This window comes from Streptomyces milbemycinicus (assembly GCF_002154605.1).
GTDB lineage: Bacteria > Actinomycetota > Actinomycetes > Streptomycetales > Streptomycetaceae > Streptomyces > Streptomyces milbemycinicus.
Map to the genome: position 1 here is coordinate 185 of NZ_MUNE01000209.1, position 19,429 is coordinate 19,613.

Below are 19,429 nucleotides of genomic sequence, written 5' to 3' on the forward strand. Positions count from 1 at the left end.
TTGAGCACCACCCCGGACTGCTTGACGCCGAGCGCCGCCGTGGGCTCGTCCAGGATCAGCACCCGGGCGCCGAAGTACACGGCCCGGGCGATGGCCACCGACTGGCGCTGGCCGCCGGAGAGGGTGCCGATGGGCTGGTCCAGGTCGTCGAGGTGGATGCCCATGGCGGACAGTTCCTCGTCGGTGATCCGCTTCATCCGCTCGATGTCCAGGCGGCGCACGGGCCAGCGGCCACGGGTCAGTTCGGAGCCGAGGAAGAAGTTCCGCCATACCGGCATCAGCGGCACGGTGGCCAGGTCCTGGTACACGGTGGCGATGCCGAGGTTCAGGGCGTCGCGCGGGTTGGACAGGCGCACCGGATTGCCGTCGACGAGGAATTCCCCCTCGTCATGCTGGTGCAGCCCGGACACGATCTTGATGAGGGTGGACTTGCCGGCGCCGTTGTCGCCCAGTACGCAGGTCACCTGGCCCGGCCGTACGGCCAGGTCGATTCCGCGCAGCGCGCGGACGTTGCCGTAGAGCTTGCCGACGCCGTTCAGCCGGACCACCGGCTCCGGGCTCCGGCCCGCGGCGGCTTCTTTGGTCACGTTCGTGGCCATTGCCATCACCTCCTGGTCGCCTGGCGGCGCACCCACAGATTGACCAGTGTCGCGAGCAGCAGCATCACGCCGACGAAGAACTTGAACCAGTCGGGGTTCCAGTTGGCGTAGACGATGCCCTGGTTGACCATGCCGAAGATGAAGGCGCCCAGGACCGCGCCGATCGCCGAGCCATAGCCGCCGGTGAGCAGAGAGCCGCCGATCACCGCCGCGATGATGTAGTAGAACTCGTTGCCCACGCCCTCGCCGGCCTGCACGGTGTTGTACTCGAACAGCAGGTGCATACCGACGAACCAGGCCGCGAAGCCCACGGTCATAAACAGCGCGATCTTGGTGAAGGTCACCGGGACACCCACGGCCCGGGCGCTCTCCTTGGAGCCGCCCACCGCGAAGATCCAGTTGCCGAACTTGGTGCGCAGCAGCACCCAGGTGGCGATGGCCGCGAAGAACAGCCACCACAGCACGGTGATCTTCACATCGACGCCGCCGATCGAGATCTCGGAGGCGAAGACCGACTTGGCCTGGTCGAAGCCGTCCATATCGTTGATCGGGTCGGTGGCGACATTGTCGGTCAGCAGCTTGGTGACGGCCAGGTTGGCGCCCTGGAGCATCAGGAAGCTGGCGAGGGTGACCAGGAAGCTGGGCAGTCCGGTCTTGATCAGCAGTACGCCGTTGATCAGGCCCACGACGAGCGAGACGACCAGGGCGACCAGGACTCCCACCCACACATTGGTGGTGAGCTGGAAGCTGAGCATGCTCGCGGTCAGCGCCGAGGAGGTGACGGCGACACCGGCCGACAGGTCGAACTCGCCGCCGATCATCAGCAGGGAGACGGCCAGGGCCATGATGCCGATGGTGGACCCCTGATAGAGGACCGTGGCGAAGGAGTCGGCCTGGCGGAAGGTCGGGGCGGCGGCGAAGAAGAAGATGTAGACGCCGATGGCCGCGACCAGCGCGCCGATCTCGGGGCGGGCCAGCGTCCGGCGGATCAGCGAGCGCTCGGTGGTGCGGGCCTTGTGGACGGTGGGGGAGGCCGGCGGCGTCGCCGCCGCCGGCGTCGTGGTCTGGGTCATCGGGCGATCACCGGGTGCCCTTCTCGGCGAACTTGGCGATGGTCTCGACGTTGTCCTTGGTGACGAACGCGGGGCCGGTCAGCACGGGCTTCTCGCCGCCGCCGCTGAAGTTGCCGTTGACCTTGTAGAGCCACAGCGAGTCGATCGACAGATAGCCCTGGAGGAACGGCTGCTGGTCGACGGCGAACTGCACATCGCCGCTCTTGACCGCGGCGACCAGGGTCTTGTTGAGGTCGAAGGTGGCGACCTTGGCCTTGCCCCCGGCGTCCTTGGCGGACTGGACGGCGGTGAGGGCGAAGGGGGCGCCGAGCGTGACGACGTAGTCGATGCTGGAGTCCTGCCTGAGCTTCGCGTTGATCGTCGACCTCACCGACGGCATATCGGTCCCGTTGACGTAGAGGTTCTCCGTCTTGCCCTTGAAGGTCTTCTTCACACCGGCGCAGCGGGCCTCGAGCGCGACATGGCCCTGGTCCTGGATCACACAGATGTTGTGCTTGGCACCGACCTCGTTCAGCCGCTTGCCGAAGGCCTGGCCGGCGATGGACTCGTCCTGGCCGAAGTACTCCAGCAGGCCCATGTCCTTCCAGTTGTCGAGGCCGGCGTTGAAGCCGACGACGGGGATACCGGCCTTCTCGGCCTTCGCTATGACGCCCTTCATGGCGTCGGGCTTGGCGAGGGTGACCGCGATGCCGTCGACGTGCTGGTCGATGGCGTTCTGGATGAGGTTTGCCTGGTCGGCCGCGTTGGGGTTGCTCGAGTAGACCAGGTCCACGTTGTCCTTGGCCGCCGCTGCCTTGGCGCCCTTGCGGATGGTGTCCCAGAAGGTGTCGCCTGGTGCCGCGTGAGTGATCATCGCGATCTTCAGCCGGGGGGTGTTCGCCTTGCCGGCGGAGATGTCGTCCGAGGCGTCCTGGGCCTTCTTGCCGCCCTGGCTGCTGCAGCCGGTGGCGATCAGGACGCCTGCCGTGACCAGGGCGGCCAGGGCTGAGGCTCTGCGGGTTCGGTTGAGTCTGAGGTCCATCTGTTCCAGCACCTCTCAAGCCGGGACCGTTGTTGACACGGCCGTTGCGAAGGGGAGCAAACTCTCCGGGGCCGTCGGCTGTCAAGGGTTTGTCATGACAACATTTCATCTGGACGTAACGAGGCGATAACGTCGCCCATCGATGCCCTTGATAGGTCCGAATGTAAGGACAAATTCTTGACAGGGGATGGGAGACACCCTTAGACCTGAAGGGCCACAGCCGCCCGCACGATGCACGGACCGTGAGCCTGAGCTGCGTCTTTCCTGAAGGGGTACGCATGAGTGAGCCGTACGACCTGATCACGATGGGCCGGATCGGGGTGGACATCTATCCCCTGCAGATCGGCGTCCCCCTGCCGCAGGTCGAGACGTTCGGCAAATTCCTCGGCGGCTCCGCGACCAATGTCGCGGTGGCCGCCGCCCGGCTCGGCCGCCGCACGGCGGTGATCAGCCGCACCGGGGCCGACCCCTTCGGCGAGTACATCCACCAGGCGCTGCGCGAGTTCGGCGTGGACGACCGCTGGGTCACCCCCGTCGGCGCCTACCCCACCCCCGTCACCTTCTGCGAGATCTTCCCGCCCGACGACTTTCCGCTGTACTTCTACCGTCGGCCCAAAGCCCCCGACCTGGAGATCCACCCCGGGGAGCTGGACCTCGACGCCGTACGCGCCGCCCGGATCTTCTGGATGACCGGCACCGGCCTCAGCGAAGAGCCCAGCCGCGCCGCCACCCTGGCCGCCCTGGAGGCGCGCGCCAAGGCCGGCCCGACCGTCTTCGACCTGGACTGGCGGCCGATGTTCTGGCCGGACCCGGCCGAGGCCCGCCCGTACTACGCCCAGGCACTGCGCCACGCCACCGTCGCCGTCGGCAACCTCGACGAATGCGAGGTCGCCACCGGGGTGCGGGAGCCCGCGGCCTGCGCCGAGCGCCTGCTGGCGGCGGGGGTGGAACTGGCCGTTGTCAAACAGGGCCCCAAGGGCGTACTCGCCGTACACCGCGACGGCACCACGGCCGAGGTGCCGCCGGTCCCCGTCGAGGTCGTCAACGGCCTGGGCGCGGGCGACTCGTTCGGCGGATCCCTGTGCCACGGCCTGCTGTCCGGCTGGGACTTGGAGCGCATCATGCGGTACGCCAACGCTGCGGGCGCCATCGTGGCGTCCCGCCTCGCCTGCTCCTCCGCGATGCCCACCGAAGCCGAGGTCGAGGCCCTGCTTGCCGGGGACTGACCACAGGTGACCAGCCATCCCCTCTCTTGATCACCCGCCCCCTCGCCCTCCGGCCGCCACCAGGCCGCGCGACCAGCGGATGGCGTGATCTCATGAACGCGACTGCGAGGAGCACCCGTTGAGCATCAGCATTCCCGACCTGGTCAAGGTGCGGACCCGGCACCCGGAGGCGATCGCCGAGGCGGCCGCCCGCCGGGTCCGGCGCCCCCTCGTCGGCGACAGCGGCCGTCTGATGATCGTGGCCGCCGACCACCCCGCGCGCGGCGCCCTCGCCGTCGGAGGCCACAAGCTGGCCATGGCCAACCGCACCGAACTGCTGGAGCGGCTGTGCGCGGCGCTGTCCCGCCCCGGCGTCGACGGTGTGCTCGCCACCGCCGACATCCTTGAGGACCTGCTGCTGCTCGGCGCCCTCGACAACAAGGTCGTCATGGGCTCGATGAACCGCGGCGGCCTGGCCGGCGCCTCCTTCGAACTCGACGACCGCTTCACCGGCCACCGCCCCCAGGACATCGCCCGGCTCGGCTTCGACGCAGGCAAGCTGCTGCTGCGCATCGACTACTCCGACGAGGGCTCGCTGGCCACCATGGTGTCGACGGCCAGAGCCATCGACGAGATGGCCGAGCGCCGGCTGCCCATCTTCGTCGAGCCCTTCATCTCCCGCCGGATCGACGGCAAGGTCACCAACGACCTGAGCGCCGAGGCCGTCACCAAGTCCATCGCCATCACCTCCGGGCTCGCCGGGACCTCCGCGTACACCTGGCTGAAGGTGCCGGTCACCGAGAACGCCGACGACATGGCCGCCGTCATGGAGACCTCCACGCTGCCCGCGGTGCTGCTCGGCGGGGACGTCGGCAAGAGCCCGCGGGACCAGGAGGGCGCGTACGAGAAGTGGCGCAAGGCGCTGAGCCTGCCCACCGTCCAGGGCCTGGTGGTCGGCCGCGCGCTGCTCTACCCGGCGGAGGGCAGCGTCGAGCAGGCCGTCGACACGGCCGTCGGACTGCTGTGACGGCGCCGGGACCAGGGAACAAGTGGGGAACAAGGCGGAGACTGACGACATGACCACTAGCGACCCTTACACCGGTTCCACCGGCTTCCATCTGCAGGCCGGCAAGGCGGCCGCCGGACCGTACGCCGTGGACATCGACCCCGCGCGGGCCGGATGGGGCTACTCCTCGCTGCGCGTCCTCGACCTGCCGCCCGGCGGCTCGCATCAGGTGGCCACCGGCGACAGCGAGTGGATCGTGCTGCCGCTGAACGGCGGCTGCACCGTGGAGACCGAGGGCCGGACCTTCGAACTGCACGGCCGGGACAGCGTGTTCAGCGGCGTCACCGACTTCGCGTATCTGCCGCGCGACGCGCACGCGCAGATCGCGAGCGCGGCGGGCGGGCGGTTCGCGCTCACCGGCGCCCGCTGCGAGCGCCGGCTGCCCGCCCGCTACGGACCGGCCTCCGCCGTCCCCGTCGAGCTGCGCGGCACCGGCAACTGCTCCCGCCAGGTCAACAACTTCGGCGCCGCCGGGGTCTTTGAGTGTGACAAGCTGATCGCGGTCGAGGTGCTGACCCCCGGCGGCAACTGGTCCTCCTACCCGCCGCACAAGCACGACGAGTGCCGTCCGGGCGAGGAGTCCGAGCTGGAGGAGATCTACTACTTCGAGATCGCCGAGGCACACGGCAACGAGGGCGTCGGCTACCAGCGGGTCTCCCCCTCCGGCCACGGCCGTGGCACGGATGTGCTCGCCGAGGTCCGCTCCGGCGACGTGGTCCTGATCCCCGACGGCTGGCACGGCCCGTCCATCGCCGCCCCCGGCCACGACATGTACTACCTCAACGTCATGGCGGGCCCCGGCCAGGAGCGCGACTGGCTGATCTGCGACCACCCCGACCACGCCTGGATCCGCGCCACCTGGCCGGACCAGCCCGTCGATGCCCGCCTGCCCCTCTATGACGCCCCCGACGCCCCCGACGCCTCTACGGGAGACACACGATGAGTGGAGCCACCCGCAGGCTCACCACGGCCCAGGCCCTGGTGGAGTTCCTGGCCCACCAGTACACCGAGCGCGACGGGAAGCGCCGGCGCCTCATCAACGCCTGCTGGGGCATCTTCGGCCACGGCAATGTGGCGGGCCTCGGCCAGGCGCTGCTGGAGACCGGCCAGGACGCCATGCCGTATCTCCAGGGCCGTAACGAGCAGGCCATGGTGCACGCGGCCGTCGGCTACGCCCGCCAGTCCAACCGGCTCGCCGCCCAGGCCGTCACCACCTCCATCGGCCCCGGGGCCACCAACCTGGTCACCGGCGCCGCGCTGGCCACCGTCAACCGGCTGCCCGTGCTGCTGCTGCCCGGCGACACCTTCGCGACCCGCCCCGCCGACCCGGTGCTGCAGCAGCTGGAGGTTCCCTTCGCGGGCGATGTGTCGGTCAACGACTGTCTGCGGCCGGTCTCCCGCTACTTCGACCGGATCGTCCGCCCCGAGTCGCTGATCCCGGCCGCGCTGCAGGCCATGCGGGTGCTCGCCGACCCGGTCGACACCGGCGCCGTCACCCTCGCCTTCCCGCAGGACGTCCAGGCCGAGGCGTACGACTGGCCCGAGGAGTTCTTCGCCGACCGGGTCTGGCACGTACGCCGCCCCGCGCCCGAGCCGGCCGAGCTCGCCGCGGCCGCGCAGGCCGTGCGCGCCGCCCGGCGGCCGCTGATCGTCGCGGGCGGCGGCATCCACCACAGCGAGGCCGAGGAGAGCCTGCGCGCGCTCGTCGACGCCACCGGCATCCCCGTCGCCTCCACCCAGGCGGGCAAGGGCTCGCTGCGCCACGACCACCCCGCCGACATCGGCGGCATCGGACACACCGGCACCTCCGTCGCGGACGACCTGGCCCGCACCGCCGACCTGGTCATCGGCGTGGGCACCCGCTACAGCGACTTCACCACCGCCTCCGCGACCCTCTTCGCCGACCCCGGTGTCCGCTTCCTGAACCTCAACATCGCGCCGTTCGACGCCCACAAGCTGAGCGCGACGACCCTGGTCGCCGACGCCCGCGCCGGTCTTGAGGCGCTGGCCCAGGCGCTGGCCGGGCACCGGGTCGAGGAGTGGTACGAGGCCGAGTACGCCGCCGGGAAGGCGCGCTGGGAGCAGCAGGTCGACGCCGCGTACGACGCCGAGGACGAGTCCGCCCGGCCCTCCCAGACCCAGGTCCTGGGTGCCCTGGACCAGACCGTCGGCGACGACGACGTCGTCATCAACGCCGCCGGCTCGCTCCCCGGCGATCTGCACAAGCTGTGGCGGGCCCGCTCGCCGCGCCAGTACCACCTCGAATACGGCTACTCCTGCATGGGCTACGAGATCCCGGCCGCCATCGGCGTCCGGCTCGCGGCGCCCGACCGCCCGGTGTGGGCGCTGGTCGGGGACGGTACGTATCTGATGATGCCGACCGAGATCGTCACCGCGGTCCAGGAAGGCATCAACATCAACATCGTGCTGATCCAGAACCACGGCTACGCCTCCATCGGCGGTCTGTCGGAGGAGACTGGTGGTGAGCGCTTCGGCACCGCCTACCGCTTCCGCGCCGCCGACGGCACGTACACCGGCGACCCGCTCCCGGTCGACCTGGCGACCAACGCCGCCTCGCTCGGCATGGAGGTGATCCGCGCCGGGAGCGTGGCCGAGCTGCGCGAGGCACTGGCCGCCGCGCGCGCCTCGGACCGGCCCACCTGCGTCTATGTGGAGACCGAAACGGCCGGCCCGGTGCCCGGCGCGCCCGCCGCCCAGGCGTGGTGGGATGTGCCCGTCGCCCAGACCGCGACCCGCCCCGCGGCCGTCAAGGCCCGCGAAACCTACGACCGGCAGGCCGCGGCCCGCCGCCGTCACCTCTGATCGCCCCCCTGATCGGTGACCGACTGGTGAACGAAGAGAAAGGCTCCGCACCCATGAAGACCGTCAACCACTGGATCGGTGGCAAGCCCGTCGAGGGCGCGTCGGGAGAGTACGGCCCGGTCTACAACCCGGCGACCGGCGCTCAGGACACCCGGGTGGCGTTCGCCTCCGTGGCCGAGGTGGACGCGGCCGTCTCCGCGGCCCAGGAGGCATTCGCTTCCTGGGGCACCGTCTCGCTGGCCAAGCGCACCGCGATCCTCTACAAGTACCGCGAACTGCTGGACGCCCACCGCGACGAGATCGCCGCCCTGATCACCGCCGAGCACGGCAAGGTGCACTCCGACGCCCTCGGCGAGGTGGCCCGCGGCCTGGAGATCGTCGAGCTCGCCTGCTCCATCGCGGAGAAGCTGAAGGGCGAGCTGTCCACCCAGGTCTCCACCGGGGTCGACGTCGCCTCGATCCGCCAGCCGCTCGGCGTCGTCGCCGGCATCACGCCGTTCAACTTCCCGGCCATGGTGCCGATGTGGATGTTCCCGGTGGCCATCGCCTGCGGCAACACCTTCGTACTCAAGCCCAGTGAGAAGGACCCCTCGGCCTCCTGGCGGCTGGCCGAACTGGCCGCCGAGGCGGGCCTGCCGGACGGCGTGCTCAACGTCGTCAACGGCAACAAGGTGGCCGTCGACCGGCTCCTGGAGCACCCGGACATCGCCGCGGTCAGCTTCGTCGGCTCCACGCCCATCGCCAGGTACATCCAGGCGAAGGCCATCGAGCACGGCAAGCGGGTGCAGGCGCTCGGCGGCGCCAAGAACCACATGCTGGTGCTGCCCGACGCCGACCTGGACTTCGCCGCGGACAACGCCATCAACGCGGCGTACGGCTCGGCCGGCGAGCGCTGCATGGCCGTGTCCGTCGTGGTCGCGGTGGGCGACACCGGCGACGAACTGGTCAAGAAGATCGCCGACCGCGCCGCCAGGCTCCGCATCGGCCCCGGCGACGACCCGGCCTCCGAGATGGGTCCGCTCATCACCAAGGAGCACCGCGACAAGGTCGCCTCGTATGTGCACGGCGCCGCGGCGCAGGGCGCCGAGGTCGTCGTCGACGGGACGGGATATGCGGTCGAAGGCCACGAGAACGGCTTCTTCATCGGCGTCTCGCTGCTGGACAAGGTTCCCACCACCGCCGACGCCTACCGCGACGAGATCTTCGGCCCGGTGCTGTGCGTGGTCCGCGCCGAGACGTACGACGAGGCCATCGAGCTGATCAACAGCTCGAAGTGGGGCAACGGCACGGCCATCTTCACCCGCGACGGCGGCGCCGCCCGCCGCTTCCAGCTGGAGGTGGAAGCGGGCATGGTCGGCATCAACGTGCCGATCCCGGTCCCCGTCGGCTACCACTCCTTCGGCGGCTGGAAGGACTCGCTCTTCGGCGACCAGCACATCTACGGCAACGACGGTGTGCAGTTCTACACCCGCGGCAAGGTCATCACCACCCGCTGGCCGGCACCGTCGGAGGAGGTCGGCATCAACCTCGGGTTCCCGAAGAACCACTGAGGCCCTGTCAGAGTTGAGCCCCCACCGGTGCGCATCCGGTGGGGGCTCGCTTGGATGGTAGGGGCTGCGCGGGTCAGGCGGTGAGGAGTCCGCCACTGGCGAGGGCGGTGACGAAGGACGCCCAGCCGTCCGCCGAGAAAACCAACGCCGGGCCCTGGGGGTCCTTGCTGTCGCGCGTTGCCACCATCGTAGGAAGGAACGCGGCCTCGACACACTGGCCGTTGCCACTGCTGTAAGAACTCTTGCGCCACTTCGCGCCCGCAAGATCTATCTCGTGCATTCTTGTACCTCCCCTCACTGCATCTCGCTGATCAGTGTAGTGATCAGGCTCAGTGTGCTGTCGGGGCTGAGGGCCTGAGCACGTAGGTTGTCGAACATCACGCCATACCTGCGCACATCGATCTCGGCTTCAAGGAAGAGATCTCCGGCCATGCTGTCCAGGTAGACGATCTCCGGGTCTTCCGCATCCGCGAAGCCCATCAGCACAAATGACCCCGGCATGCCGGCGTGTGCCCCGGCGCTGAACGGGATGACCTGAAGAGTCACATGAGGTTTCTCGGCCTCCTGAGCAAGGTGCTTCATCTGCTCACGCATGGCCTTCGGGCCGCCCACCATTCGGCGCAGTGCGGCCTCATCCATGATCGCCCAAACACGCAGCGGATCGTCCTTGGCGAGTACCGCCTTCCGCTCGATACGCGCTTGCACTCGTTGCTCTACTGCCTCGGCGCTGGCCATGGGCAACGTCCCTCTGATCACAGCTCGTGCGTAGTCCTCGGTCTGCAACAGGCCAGGAATGAACAGCGACTCGTAGTTGCGGACTTCCCACGCTTCGTTCTCGAAGCTGATGTACGCAGTGTATTCCTCGGGAAGTTCGCTGTGATACGGCCGCAACCACCCTCGTGTGTTGGCCCCCTGCAGCAAGGCAAGAACCTCACCACGCTGCGGATCTCGAACGTGGTACAGGTCCAGCAAGGCGACCAGCGTCCGCCGCTGGGGCCGGACGCGGGCAGTCTCGATGCGGTACAGCGTGGCCTCGTTGATGCCCGTCTGCCCCGTCACTTCCTCCCTCGTCAGCTCCGACTCGCTTCGCAACCGCCGTAGCTCCGCCGCAAGACGACGGAGGCGAACCGTGGGGATCTGCCGCTTCGGAGGCACCGCAGCCACCTTTCATCTGCACACGAGGTAGGCCGATTCTGACTGCTGACCAAGTCTCCAGCAAGCTGATACGGCATTTGCAAGGTATGCATTCTCATTCCTTGCGTATGCCGTGTCTGTGGGTGCATTCTAGTCTCATGCGTTGCTCGCTGTGACGACTTGGGTACACAGACGTCTCGCTGGCGTCTTGCCGAACATCCGCGTGCACGCGAACACAAGAGACCCCCGCGACGTTGCTGGAGCGGCGAACGTCCGGGGGCAGTGGCCCACAACCCCTGGGAGGTTGATGAGCGTGGCCTACGCTATCGCCTGGATCCTCGAAGCGCTGCTACGGCTGGTGTTACCGCCGTCAGGCCGCCACCGCGCGCCCGACACGGCCGACGGCCATCCCGCCGTGCAGCACCGGCACGCGCCGACGATGCACACAGCGCACGTACCCGACACACCATCACGACCCATGGCGGTTGAGCGCGCCGACGCCTCAACCGTCCAGTTCCGCCCGGCCTTCGGACCGCCGGACGGTCACGGGACGGACATGGTCCGGCCCTATGTCTTCGCGTACGAACAGCAGCAGCGGCTGGAGCCCGCCGAGCGCCGACTGCGGCGGCAGCGTCGACGGGCGCTGTGGCTGGCCGTGCACGGCATCGACATCGGGCCGCGCCGAATTCACGGCGTGCGGGTGGTTGCGTAGATGACCACGCCGACAACTCCCCCGCCACAGCAGGGACAGGGCGACGGGCAGCAGGTACAGCAGGGCGGCGACGACCGCCCGACCCTTGAGGAACTGCGGCAGCAATCTGTCGTTCTGAGCGAACAGATCGCTCAGCATCTGGGGCGGGGGGCGAAGTGAGACACGCACCCAACGCCAACGTCGATTGCGCCCGATGCCGTGCCAGGGGGAAGCAGTGAACGGCGGGGACTGGACCAAGGTCCTGCCCAGTCTCGCGGTCGGCATGGTCGTCTACGACCGGCGTTACGAGATGCCCGGGACCATCGCCGACTTCGACGGGCCCATGGTGTGCCTCACCCGCCCTACGGGCCTCGCATGGCGGTCGCACTGTGTCTCGGTGCGCCCCGCTACGGCGTACGAGCGGCGGCAGCTACGAGCCATTGCCAAGCTGCACGCCCAGCGCCAACGAGGCACAGCAAGCTCTGACCGCCATTTGCGGTGAGTTTGGGACGACGACACGCCGACGCCACGGCGTGTCGTCGTCCCAAACTCACCGCAAAGTTACGACACAGAGCACTTCGCCGGAGTGGTCCCCCATGGCAGATGGCCCCTGGCACGCCGAATGGACGTTCATCAGCACATCCGGCGTCACCACAGGAACGGCCGACAAGACACGCTACTTCGATATCCGCACAGCCATCTTCAAGGCGGGAGACAACTCGCTGCGCGATCTGGCGCATGACGAAGTGGCCGAACGAGACGAGCCCTGGAAACTCCTCATCGCGGCCCTGTACTCCCAGGCGATGCTGACGGCCGACGAAACCGGCGCATGGCAATACGTGAGCCAGGACGGCTGGGCGAACGTAACGGTTCGCTTTGCGCCGTAGTGGCAAATGGGTCGTCGCCCTGGCCCATGGCGGGCCGGTTTTGGCCAGACTTGGTCGACGCCATTCGAGCTGATCAACAGCTTGAATGGGGCAACGGCACGGCCAACTTCACCCGCGACGGCGGCGCCCGCCGCGTCCAGCTGGAGGTGGAGGCGGGCATGGTCGGCGTCAACGTGCCGATCCCGTCCCCGTTGGCTACCACTCCTTCGGCGGCTGGCGGAACGGCTGTCTAGCCTTTGGCGTCGATGAGCTGGAAGCTGTATCCGGTGACCCGGACGCGCTTGCCGGAGGGCGGTACGACGGCCATGGTGAGCGACGAATCGGTGCGGGTGAGGAAGGTGGAGGTGTCCCTGCCGTCCAGGTAGACCTCCGTGACCGTGGGCATGTTGCCGATCTGCATGACGGAGGTGCAGTTCATGCCGTCGGACTTCGGCCAGTTCAGGTAGTCGATGCCGAAGCCGTAAAGGGCCACGGCACCACCGTCGGCGGTCTTGAGCCCGTACGCCGTGTCGTCCGCGGTGTGGGCGGCCTTGTATTTGCCGTTGACGCAGCCGTCGGGGAAGTCGGCGCGGTCCGCGTAGCTCTTCTTCCAGACCTTCATGGCCGCGTTCTGAGTGAACGTGCTGTCCGCGCTCTTGCCGCCGGTCAGAAAGATGTCCTGGGACAGCCCGTGCAGATCGGCGAGTTTTGTGCCGCCCACCTGGTCCGACTCCTTGAGTACGGAGGCGAATCCGTCGCCGTCCAGTTGGATCTTCGGCAGTTTGGTCTTGCTGTCGAGGTTTCCGACGCTCACCGCCTTCCAGGCGGCGCCCACGTTGCCCTTCGTCTGTTTGAAGGCGATCAGCCGGCGGCGGCCCTCGTCGATGTTCTTGCCGGTGATCCGGGTGTCGACGAAGAAGACGTTCTCGGAGCCCTTGGGGGGAATGTAGAAGTGGGCGCCCTTGACCGGATAGTAGAAGGGAACCTTGTAGGAATCCTGTTCCTTCTTCGGCAGAGTCTTGAACTGGGTGAACGTCGCCTGACTCTGCTGCCGCAGCGCGCCGTCCTCGACCTCGGCTATCTTCTTCGGACTCTGTGCGGCGTTGGCCTCGTTGTTGATCTTCGCGTAGTTGAGCAGGACGTCCTGCGCCGCCTTGAGGGAGATGACACCGGCCGGCGAAGACGATGTGTCCGTGGCGGCCTTGCTGTCCTTGCCGCTCTTGTCGGAAGAGTCCGCTCCACCGTCGGATCCGGAGCAGGCGGTGAGTGCGACGGCGAGTGCGACTGCGGATACAACCGCTCGCCCGGATCCGGATATGTGGTGGCGCATGTTTGCGAGTCCCCTGCGGTGGTTCCAGGTCGATGACCGCCACAGGCTAACCGCTGTTACAAGCCCGTTGCGGAGCGAGGGGGCAACCATCCGATCTACGCGCGGGTCTCTCTTGATACTCGACCGATCAATGGTCACAAGACCGCACACAGACCTATACAGCACTGCACAGGGGGATTTTCGATGCTTCGTTCTCTTCGCCGCTCGACGGCCCTCGCCGGTGGCTGCGTGGCCGCGCTCGGCCTCGGCCTCGTCCTCGCCGCCGGCTCGCCCGCGGCGGCCTCCGTCCAGACCGACCCCAACGGCCGCTACACCGCCGAGGAGATCCACCACTTCCTGGAGGGCTTCTACGGCAACCACGGCCCGACCGCCTGGGAGCGGAAGCACCTGGTCTCGGACCAGCTCAAGGAGAAGGCCGCCGAGAACCCCGGCTTCGATGTGCTGCTGTGCGCGCAGAACACGCCGCGCGACATCGAGGTCGGGGAGGTCACCACGGCCCAGTCGGCGCGGGTGGGCTGGGCGACGATCACCACCACATGGGACGGCTCGCCGCAGACCGCGTCCTTCACCGCGTACGTGGACCTCGACGGCAGCAAGCCGATGAAGCTGCTCGACGTCTACTGCGGCACCGACGGGTCAACTACCTTTCGCTGAGCGAAGGGCTTGCACAGCGGGCGTCACTGGCGGTGGCGCTGCGCTTGCGTCCAGCCTGACCCCGGGATCCCTGGGGTGGGGCGGGGGCCGTTGACTGGGCCCCGCGTCGCCACAACTGCCGCGCTCTGGCGCGGATGTTGCGGGAGCCGTTCCGGTCTGCGTGATCAACGAATCCGCAGGACCGGCACGCGAACCAGGCTTGACTCACCCGGTTCGCCTTGTCGATGTGGCCGCATTCGGCGCAGGTGCGGGAGGTGTACGCCGGATCGACGTGTACCACCGGCACTCCGGCCTTGCGGGCCTTGTATGCGATGAAGCTGCCCAGCTGGGCGAAGGCCCAGGAGTGCACGGTGGCCCGTTGGGGCTTACGGAGCCGTACCCGTTCGCGGATGCCCGTGAGGTCTTCCAGGGCGATCCCGCGACCGGTGCGTTCTGCCTCGGCCACCACATGCTTCGCGATCTTGTGATTGATATCCTTCGCCCGTCGGGCCTCCTTGCGGCGCCGCTTCTTCAGCCGGCGCCTGGCCGACGGGGTGTTCTTCCTCTGCAGCTTGGTGCGCAGCGTCCGCTCGCGGGCCCGGGTGCGGTTGAGACAGCGCCCCGCCAGGATCTCGCCGTCGGAGGTGGTGGCGATGTTGATGATGCCCAGGTCGATGCCCAGGAAGTCCGCAGGCTCGGTGTTCAGCGGCGCCTCGGGCACGTCGCAGGTGGCCATGAGGAACCACATGCCGTCCCGGCGCACCAGGTCCGACTCGCCCTGTCGGTGCAGGGCCAGGGTGGCGAGCTGCTCCACGGAGGCGGTGAACTTCACATCTTTGACGCGGCCGGTCAGTGTCCAGATCGAGACCCGCCGCTGGGCGATTTGCCAGGACAGCATCCGGTCGTCATACGGCTGGGCGCCCTCGGGGCGGAAGGTGATCGGCTTCTCGGTGGCCTTGCGGTAGCGCTTCGAACCCGGCCTGCCGAGGTTCCCGGCCTTCAGGTTCGCCTTCAAGGTGACGTACGCATCGCATGTCTTCTTGATGACGTGCTGGGTGGCCTGTGCCCCGAGTCCCCACCGGGCGCGGATCTGCGTATAGGTGAGTTTGCGCAGGGCGAAGTTCCGGCTGATGCCGTGTTCGTAGGCGAGTGAACTGACCCAGGTGGCTGCCTCGTTGCAGGCGGTCAGCGTCGCCTCCAGGGCCGACGCCTGCTCGGGCGTCGGCAGCAGCTTCACTTGGACCACCAGCTTCATGACCGCGACTCTAGGTGGGCAGAGGTGCAAGCGCTTCAGCTCCGAACATCAGTTCACTCGCACGTGCGACCCCATCGCACACACGTTCACCTCACCGGCTCAGCCGGACTGCGATGCCGGTGCTCCGCACCCAGAAGAGACGAGGTTGTGACACTCCGCGCCGCCATCGCGGGATGCGATTCCTCCGGTCTTGAACGACCGCGGTTCGTCGCATGAGTCCCGCTGAAACAACGCGCGGGTGTGATGAACCAGTGCGGAACGGCCGGTTCAGTTTCCGTGGATCAGCGCCGTAGTCTCACCGTATGACCTGGTCACACGCCTTGAAGGCGACCGCACGCGCCGGGCTTGCGATCGAGCGCACCAGGATGGAACCGCTGGTCGCGCTGCGCGGCGCGTGCGGGGTCGCGCTGGTCATCGGCGTGACCATGTGGCTCGGTTCGCCGGCGCTCGCCGTCTCCTCCGCGTTCGGCGCCTTCTCCTCGGGGATCGCGACCTTCCAGCGCAGCTGGCGGCCGCGCCCCGCGCTGGCACTGGCCGCGGCGGGCGGGCTCGCGGTGTCCACGTTCCTCGGCTATCTGGCCGCCGCCCACACCGCGACCTTCGTGGTCATGGTCGCCGTCTGGACGCTGCTGACCGGGATGGCGTGGGCGGTCGGCCCGGTGTCCGGGCTGGTCTCCACCCAGATGGTCGCGGTCATGCTGGTCACCGTCACCCTCCCGACCTCGGTGCTGGGCGCGCTCCAGCACACCGCCCTGATCGGGCTCGGCGGGGTGGTGCAGGCCGCGCTCATCGTGCTGTTCCCGGTGCGGCCGTGGGGGGTGCAGCGCGACGCCCTCGCGGACGCGCTCGCCGCGGTGGCCGACTACGCGCGCCGGCTGCGCCACGACCCGGTGGCGCCGTTCGATCCGCAGCCGCTGATGGAGGCCAGGAGCGCCGCCGCCCTGACCCCCCGCCAGGCCCGGCGGCGCCCGCGCCAGCTGCGCGGCTACCGGCTGCTCGCCGAGCGGATCCGGCCGGTGCTGGCCTCGCTCGCCGACCCGGTGGTCGGCGCCGCGCCCGAGGGGCCCGAGCGCGACCGGGTGCGCGATCTGCTGGGCGCGACGGCCACCGTGCTGGACGCCGTGGCGCACGCGATCCGCTGGGGCAAGCCGGTGCGGCTGCCGCCGGATGCCATGGCGGTGCTGGAGGTGCCCCCGACCGGGCCGATGCTCAGCGGCGCGGCCCGCCGGGCCGCACTGCGGCTGATGGCGCTGGTGGCCGATGTGGTGGAGTCCTCGGACGAGCCGGTGGAGGCCGTGACGGCCGAAGGGGCCAAGGACCGCCGGTATCTGCCCCGGCCCACCGTCCCCGGCATGGTCCCGGTGGCGCTGCGCGCCCTGCGGCGCGAGGCCCGCTGGTCCTCGCCCGTGCTGCGGCATGCGGTGCGGGTGTCCGCGGTCGCCTCCTGCGGCTATCTGCTGGGGAGCATGCTGCCGTGGGGCCATGGCTACTGGGCGCCGCTCACCTCGGTGATGGTGATGCGGCCGGACTTCGGCCAGACCTTCTCGCGCGGTGTCGCGCGCTTCATGGGCACCCTGGGCGGCGTGGTGCTCGGCGGTGCGGTGATGGCGCTGGCCCACCCCGGTCCGTATGTGAGCGCGGTGCTGGCCGTGGTCTGTGCCGCCGCGCTCTACCTCCTGATGCGCACCGGCTTCATCGTCGCCTCCGCCTGTGTGACCGGGTATGTCGTCTTCCTGCTGGGCATCGTGGGCGAGGGCTGGTCGCAGACGGTGGCGGCGCGGGTGGCGCTGACCCTGCTGGGCGGGGTGCTGGCGATGGCCGCGTATGTCGTCTTCCCCGCCTGGGAGACGCCGCTGCTGCGGGACCGGCTGGCCGACTGGCTGGAGACCAACGGCCGTTACGCCGTCGCCGTCTTCGATGTGCATGCCCGCCCGGCCGACCGCCGCCCCCGCCAGGTGCGGGAGGCGCTGCTGGACGCGCGGGCCGCGCGGTCGGCCTGGGAGCAGAGCGAGGCGCGGGCCCACCATGAGCCGGTGCGCCACCGCGGGCTGTCCCGCGGCGCGGCCCGCGCCGCGCAGACGGCGCTGTCCACCATGGGGCGGGTCACCATGCTGCTGGAGGCGCATCTGCCTGCCCAGGACGCGCCCTCGTCCAAGGGGGCCGAGGAGTTCGCGGCGGCGCTCCAGGGGGCGCTGCCGGGGGCGGTCACGGCCGTACGGGAGCGCCGGGCGCCCGACTGGGGCCCGGTGCACGAGGCCCTGGAGCGGTGGCAGGACGAGGAGGAGGAGCGGCCGGGGGTGGCGGTGCGCGGCGCCGAACTGCTGGTGGAGGCGCTGGACGACCTGCCGGAGGCGCTTGCGGTCAAACCCGGACGGGGCGGCCACACGTAGGACGGCGCACAGGGGGAGTGCGGGCGGGGCCTCAGGCGCTTCCGGGGCCGCTGAAGAGGCGCGCCAGATGCAGATCGATCAGGGCCAGGGCGCCCTGTGCGCTGTCGTACTCCATCAGGACGGCGGCGGAGAGCCCGTCCGTCAGCGCGATCAGCAGCGCCGCCTCGCGGTCGGGATCCCGCTCCGCGGCCACCTCCCCTTGGGCGACGGCCGCCTTCAACTGGTCGGCGAAGAAGGCCCGTAGCGCCGCGATGCCCTCCTGGGCGTGGGTGCGCAGCCGCTCGTCGTTGACGGCGCGTACGAAGTAGGAGACCTGCACCAGATAGCCGGTGCGGCTCGCCTCGTCCAGCGGCAGCATCTCGGCAAGCGTCTCGCGGAGGACGACCCGGGGCGTGGGGGCGCCCGGCAGCGCCTCGATGCGGGCCCGGATGCGCTGCTGGGCCAGGTGCTCGATATGGCCGAGCGCGAAGACGATCATGTCGTCCTTGCTGGTGAAGTAGTGCTGGAGCTGCCCGAGCGAGATGCCCGCCTCCGCGGCGACATCGCGCAGGCTCGCGCCGTCGAGGCCGCGCGCGGCGGCGATCCGCCACAGCGCCTCGGCGATCTGTCTGCGCCGTTCCTCGTGGTCCACCCGTTTGGGCATGCCGTTCTCCCTTCCCACTTTTGCAAGTCAATCGTATTGCTATACCGTGGCGGACGCCTGCCAATACAGTTGACTTGAAAAACCCTCGGGGGGAATCTCCCATGTCCATGCCCGTCCCCAGGCCCCAACTCAGGCCCCAGCTCCGGGCACCGCTCCACGGCGTCGACCCGCGCGCCCGCCGCTGGTGGACCGTGCAGGCGCTGCTCGCCGTCAGCGGGCCGATGCTGCTGACCGCCGTCACCCTGCTCGTCCTCTCGCTGCTCTTCTTCCCCGGCGCGCTGTCCTGGCTAGGCCCGTTGCTGCTGGTCACGCTGGTGCTGCCCGCCCTCGGATACGTATGGGCCATGCCGCGGTGGCGGTACCGCACACACGCCTGGGAGCTGGGGGAGCGCGCGGTCTACGCGGCGAGCGGCTGGCTCTGGCGCAAGCGGCGGATCGCCCCGCTGTCGCGGGTGCAGACCGTCGACACCGCGCGCGGCCCCCTCCAGCAGGCCTTCGGGCTGGCCACCGTCACCGTCACCACCGCCTCCACGGCGGGCGATGTCCGTATCGCGGGGCTCTCCGACGCCGACGCGGAGGAGCTGGCGCGCCGCATCGGCGACGCGGCGCAGCTGGTGCCCGGTGATGCCGCGTGACCGCTCACCTCATGGGCGCCGAGCGCCCGGCCGCCGACTCGCCGGGGGCCGGGTGGCGTTCGCTCGACCCCCGCACCATCGCCGTCCACTGCAGCTGGATGGCGGCCCCGCTCGGCTCGCTCGCGCTCACCGCGCTGGCCACCGGCGGCCGCCTGGGCAACCGGGCCTGGATCACCCTCGCCGTCGTCGCGGCGTCCTTCGCCGTCGTCACCATCGCCGGGCTGATCGGCTGGTCCCGCACCCGCTACCGCGTCACCGCCGACTCCTTCGAGCTGCGCAGCGGCCTGTTCACCCGCCGGCAGCGCGCCATCCCGCTGCACCGCGTGCGCAACGTCGACCTGACCGCGGGCCCCGTACACCGGGTCTTCGGCCTCGTCGTGCTGCGCGCGGGCACCACCGGCGCGAACGGCAGCCGCGACGGGCTCACCCTGGAAGCCCTCACCCGCCCCGCCGCCGAGCGGCTGCGCGCCGAACTGCTGGCCCGCGCGGGCACCGGCGACGCCGCCGCCGAGCCG

At 69.5% G+C, this 19,429-nt stretch carries 21 protein-coding genes; 13 read left to right on the forward strand and 8 right to left on the reverse strand.

The genetic code is table 11. From position 1 onward, the window contains the following. From CCN51_RS18195 to CCN51_RS18205, 3 genes are all read right to left on the reverse strand, one after another. The coding region (locus CCN51_RS18195; RefSeq protein ID WP_425444765.1) for an ATP-binding cassette domain-containing protein at positions 1 to 605 on the reverse strand (605 nt) is incomplete at its 3' end. Next, positions 605 to 1,672 (reverse strand): ABC transporter permease, encoded by a 1,068-nt coding sequence (locus tag CCN51_RS18200; RefSeq protein WP_014179588.1) that lies wholly within the window; start codon positions 1,670 to 1,672, stop codon positions 605 to 607. The genes CCN51_RS18200 and CCN51_RS18195, both read right to left, overlap by 1 nt. A gap of 7 nt (positions 1,673 to 1,679) precedes the next feature. Next, positions 1,680 to 2,693: a sugar ABC transporter substrate-binding protein gene (locus CCN51_RS18205; RefSeq protein ID WP_086013760.1), complete on the reverse strand. Its 1,014-nt coding sequence runs from the start codon at positions 2,691 to 2,693 to the stop codon at positions 1,680 to 1,682. A 278-nt stretch (positions 2,694 to 2,971) separates the two neighbouring features. Here CCN51_RS18205 and iolC point away from each other — a divergent pair, with 278 nt between their 5' ends. From iolC to CCN51_RS18230, 5 genes are all read left to right on the forward strand, one after another. Beyond that, positions 2,972 to 3,919, forward strand: coding sequence for a 5-dehydro-2-deoxygluconokinase (gene iolC, locus CCN51_RS18210; RefSeq protein ID WP_014179590.1), 948 nt, complete (start codon positions 2,972 to 2,974; stop codon positions 3,917 to 3,919). Positions 3,920 to 4,037: 118 nt separating this feature from the next. Beyond that, positions 4,038 to 4,925, forward strand: a complete 888-nt coding sequence (locus CCN51_RS18215; protein ID WP_014179591.1) for a Cgl0159 family (beta/alpha)8-fold protein — start codon at positions 4,038 to 4,040, stop codon at positions 4,923 to 4,925. A gap of 49 nt (positions 4,926 to 4,974) precedes the next feature. Then, positions 4,975 to 5,907 (forward strand): 5-deoxy-glucuronate isomerase, encoded by a 933-nt coding sequence (iolB, locus tag CCN51_RS18220; protein WP_014179592.1) that lies wholly within the window; start codon positions 4,975 to 4,977, stop codon positions 5,905 to 5,907. Continuing rightward, on the forward strand, positions 5,904 to 7,787 hold the full coding sequence (gene iolD, locus CCN51_RS18225) for a 3D-(3,5/4)-trihydroxycyclohexane-1,2-dione acylhydrolase (decyclizing) (RefSeq protein WP_014179593.1): 1,884 nt from the start codon (positions 5,904 to 5,906) through the stop codon (positions 7,785 to 7,787). Before iolB ends, iolD begins: the two co-directional genes overlap by 4 nt. Before the next feature lie 53 nt (positions 7,788 to 7,840). Continuing rightward, complete coding sequence (locus CCN51_RS18230; RefSeq protein WP_086859729.1) at positions 7,841 to 9,337, forward strand: CoA-acylating methylmalonate-semialdehyde dehydrogenase; 1,497 nt, start codon at positions 7,841 to 7,843, stop codon at positions 9,335 to 9,337. Positions 9,338 to 9,410: 73 nt separating this feature from the next. On the opposite strand, the gene CCN51_RS18235 is transcribed toward CCN51_RS18230, so the two are convergent. Next, positions 9,411 to 9,617 (reverse strand): DUF397 domain-containing protein, encoded by a 207-nt coding sequence (locus CCN51_RS18235; protein ID WP_014179595.1) that lies wholly within the window; start codon positions 9,615 to 9,617, stop codon positions 9,411 to 9,413. Positions 9,618 to 9,631: 14 nt separating this feature from the next. Further along, a complete protein-coding gene (locus CCN51_RS18240) occupies positions 9,632 to 10,501 on the reverse strand; it encodes a helix-turn-helix domain-containing protein (RefSeq protein ID WP_342749381.1) in 870 nt (289 codons plus the stop codon). A gap of 448 nt (positions 10,502 to 10,949) precedes the next feature. Here CCN51_RS18240 and CCN51_RS57480 point away from each other — a divergent pair, with 448 nt between their 5' ends. The 4 genes from CCN51_RS57480 (at position 10,950) to CCN51_RS18255 (ending at position 12,049) form a co-directional block, all read left to right on the forward strand. After that, positions 10,950 to 11,183: a hypothetical protein gene (locus CCN51_RS57480; RefSeq protein ID WP_238545469.1), complete on the forward strand. Its 234-nt coding sequence runs from the start codon at positions 10,950 to 10,952 to the stop codon at positions 11,181 to 11,183. Next, positions 11,184 to 11,342 (forward strand): hypothetical protein, encoded by a 159-nt coding sequence (locus CCN51_RS55890; protein WP_170061315.1) that lies wholly within the window; start codon positions 11,184 to 11,186, stop codon positions 11,340 to 11,342. A gap of 55 nt (positions 11,343 to 11,397) precedes the next feature. Beyond that, a complete protein-coding gene (locus CCN51_RS18250; protein WP_170061316.1) occupies positions 11,398 to 11,664 on the forward strand; it encodes a hypothetical protein in 267 nt (88 codons plus the stop codon). 94 nt (positions 11,665 to 11,758) lie between these two features. Beyond that, positions 11,759 to 12,049, forward strand: a complete 291-nt coding sequence (locus CCN51_RS18255; protein WP_014179599.1) for a hypothetical protein — start codon at positions 11,759 to 11,761, stop codon at positions 12,047 to 12,049. A gap of 229 nt (positions 12,050 to 12,278) precedes the next feature. Here CCN51_RS18255 and CCN51_RS18260 read toward each other — a convergent pair whose 3' ends face one another. Continuing rightward, complete coding sequence (locus CCN51_RS18260) at positions 12,279 to 13,358, reverse strand: DUF8094 domain-containing protein (protein WP_014179600.1); 1,080 nt, start codon at positions 13,356 to 13,358, stop codon at positions 12,279 to 12,281. A gap of 183 nt (positions 13,359 to 13,541) precedes the next feature. Here CCN51_RS18260 and CCN51_RS18265 point away from each other — a divergent pair, with 183 nt between their 5' ends. After that, complete coding sequence (locus CCN51_RS18265; protein WP_043487584.1) at positions 13,542 to 14,012, forward strand: hypothetical protein; 471 nt, start codon at positions 13,542 to 13,544, stop codon at positions 14,010 to 14,012. Here CCN51_RS18265 and CCN51_RS18270 read toward each other — a convergent pair. Beyond that, entirely contained in the window at positions 13,999 to 15,246 is a 1,248-nt protein-coding gene (locus CCN51_RS18270; protein WP_014179602.1) for an RNA-guided endonuclease InsQ/TnpB family protein, read from the reverse strand. The genes CCN51_RS18265 and CCN51_RS18270 overlap by 14 nt on opposite strands. A 302-nt stretch (positions 15,247 to 15,548) precedes the next feature. Here CCN51_RS18270 and CCN51_RS18275 point away from each other — a divergent pair, with 302 nt between their 5' ends. Then, the gene (locus tag CCN51_RS18275) at positions 15,549 to 17,636 is read left to right on the forward strand and encodes an FUSC family protein (RefSeq protein WP_043487587.1); all 2,088 of its coding nucleotides are present in this window, start codon (positions 15,549 to 15,551) and stop codon (positions 17,634 to 17,636) included. Between the two features lie 31 nt (positions 17,637 to 17,667). Here the strand turns inward: CCN51_RS18275 and CCN51_RS18280 are convergent, their stop codons facing one another. Then, positions 17,668 to 18,279 (reverse strand): TetR/AcrR family transcriptional regulator, encoded by a 612-nt coding sequence (locus tag CCN51_RS18280; protein WP_014179604.1) that lies wholly within the window; start codon positions 18,277 to 18,279, stop codon positions 17,668 to 17,670. Positions 18,280 to 18,380: 101 nt separating this feature from the next. Between CCN51_RS18280 and CCN51_RS18285 the strand changes: the two genes are divergently transcribed. Further along, entirely contained in the window at positions 18,381 to 18,914 is a 534-nt protein-coding gene (locus CCN51_RS18285; protein ID WP_014179605.1) for a PH domain-containing protein, read from the forward strand. Further along, positions 18,911 to 19,429: PH domain-containing protein (locus tag CCN51_RS18290; protein ID WP_158104685.1), on the forward strand; the 519-nt coding region annotated here is incomplete at its 3' end. The genes CCN51_RS18285 and CCN51_RS18290, both read left to right, overlap by 4 nt.

Coding starts and splice junctions, on each gene's coding strand:
- CCN51_RS18200 (WP_014179588.1), bottom strand. CDS start 1,672: ATGACCCAGACCACGACGCCGGCGGCGGCGACGCCGCCGGCCTCCCCC.
- iolC (WP_014179590.1), top strand. CDS start 2,972: ATGAGTGAGCCGTACGACCTGATCACGATGGGCCGGATCGGGGTGGAC.
- CCN51_RS18285 (WP_014179605.1), top strand. CDS start 18,381: ATGTCCATGCCCGTCCCCAGGCCCCAACTCAGGCCCCAGCTCCGGGCA.
- CCN51_RS18280 (WP_014179604.1), bottom strand. CDS start 18,279: ATGCCCAAACGGGTGGACCACGAGGAACGGCGCAGACAGATCGCCGAG.
- CCN51_RS18270 (WP_014179602.1), bottom strand. CDS start 15,246: ATGAAGCTGGTGGTCCAAGTGAAGCTGCTGCCGACGCCCGAGCAGGCG.
- CCN51_RS18260 (WP_014179600.1), bottom strand. CDS start 13,358: ATGCGCCACCACATATCCGGATCCGGGCGAGCGGTTGTATCCGCAGTC.
- CCN51_RS18235 (WP_014179595.1), bottom strand. CDS start 9,617: ATGCACGAGATAGATCTTGCGGGCGCGAAGTGGCGCAAGAGTTCTTAC.
- CCN51_RS18275 (WP_043487587.1), top strand. CDS start 15,549: ATGACCTGGTCACACGCCTTGAAGGCGACCGCACGCGCCGGGCTTGCG.
- CCN51_RS55890 (WP_170061315.1), top strand. CDS start 11,184: ATGACCACGCCGACAACTCCCCCGCCACAGCAGGGACAGGGCGACGGG.
- CCN51_RS57480 (WP_238545469.1), top strand. CDS start 10,950: ATGGCGGTTGAGCGCGCCGACGCCTCAACCGTCCAGTTCCGCCCGGCC.
- CCN51_RS18205 (WP_086013760.1), bottom strand. CDS start 2,693: ATGGACCTCAGACTCAACCGAACCCGCAGAGCCTCAGCCCTGGCCGCC.
- CCN51_RS18230 (WP_086859729.1), top strand. CDS start 7,841: ATGAAGACCGTCAACCACTGGATCGGTGGCAAGCCCGTCGAGGGCGCG.
- CCN51_RS18265 (WP_043487584.1), top strand. CDS start 13,542: ATGCTTCGTTCTCTTCGCCGCTCGACGGCCCTCGCCGGTGGCTGCGTG.
- iolD (WP_014179593.1), top strand. CDS start 5,904: ATGAGTGGAGCCACCCGCAGGCTCACCACGGCCCAGGCCCTGGTGGAG.
- iolB (WP_014179592.1), top strand. CDS start 4,975: ATGACCACTAGCGACCCTTACACCGGTTCCACCGGCTTCCATCTGCAG.
- CCN51_RS18255 (WP_014179599.1), top strand. CDS start 11,759: ATGGCAGATGGCCCCTGGCACGCCGAATGGACGTTCATCAGCACATCC.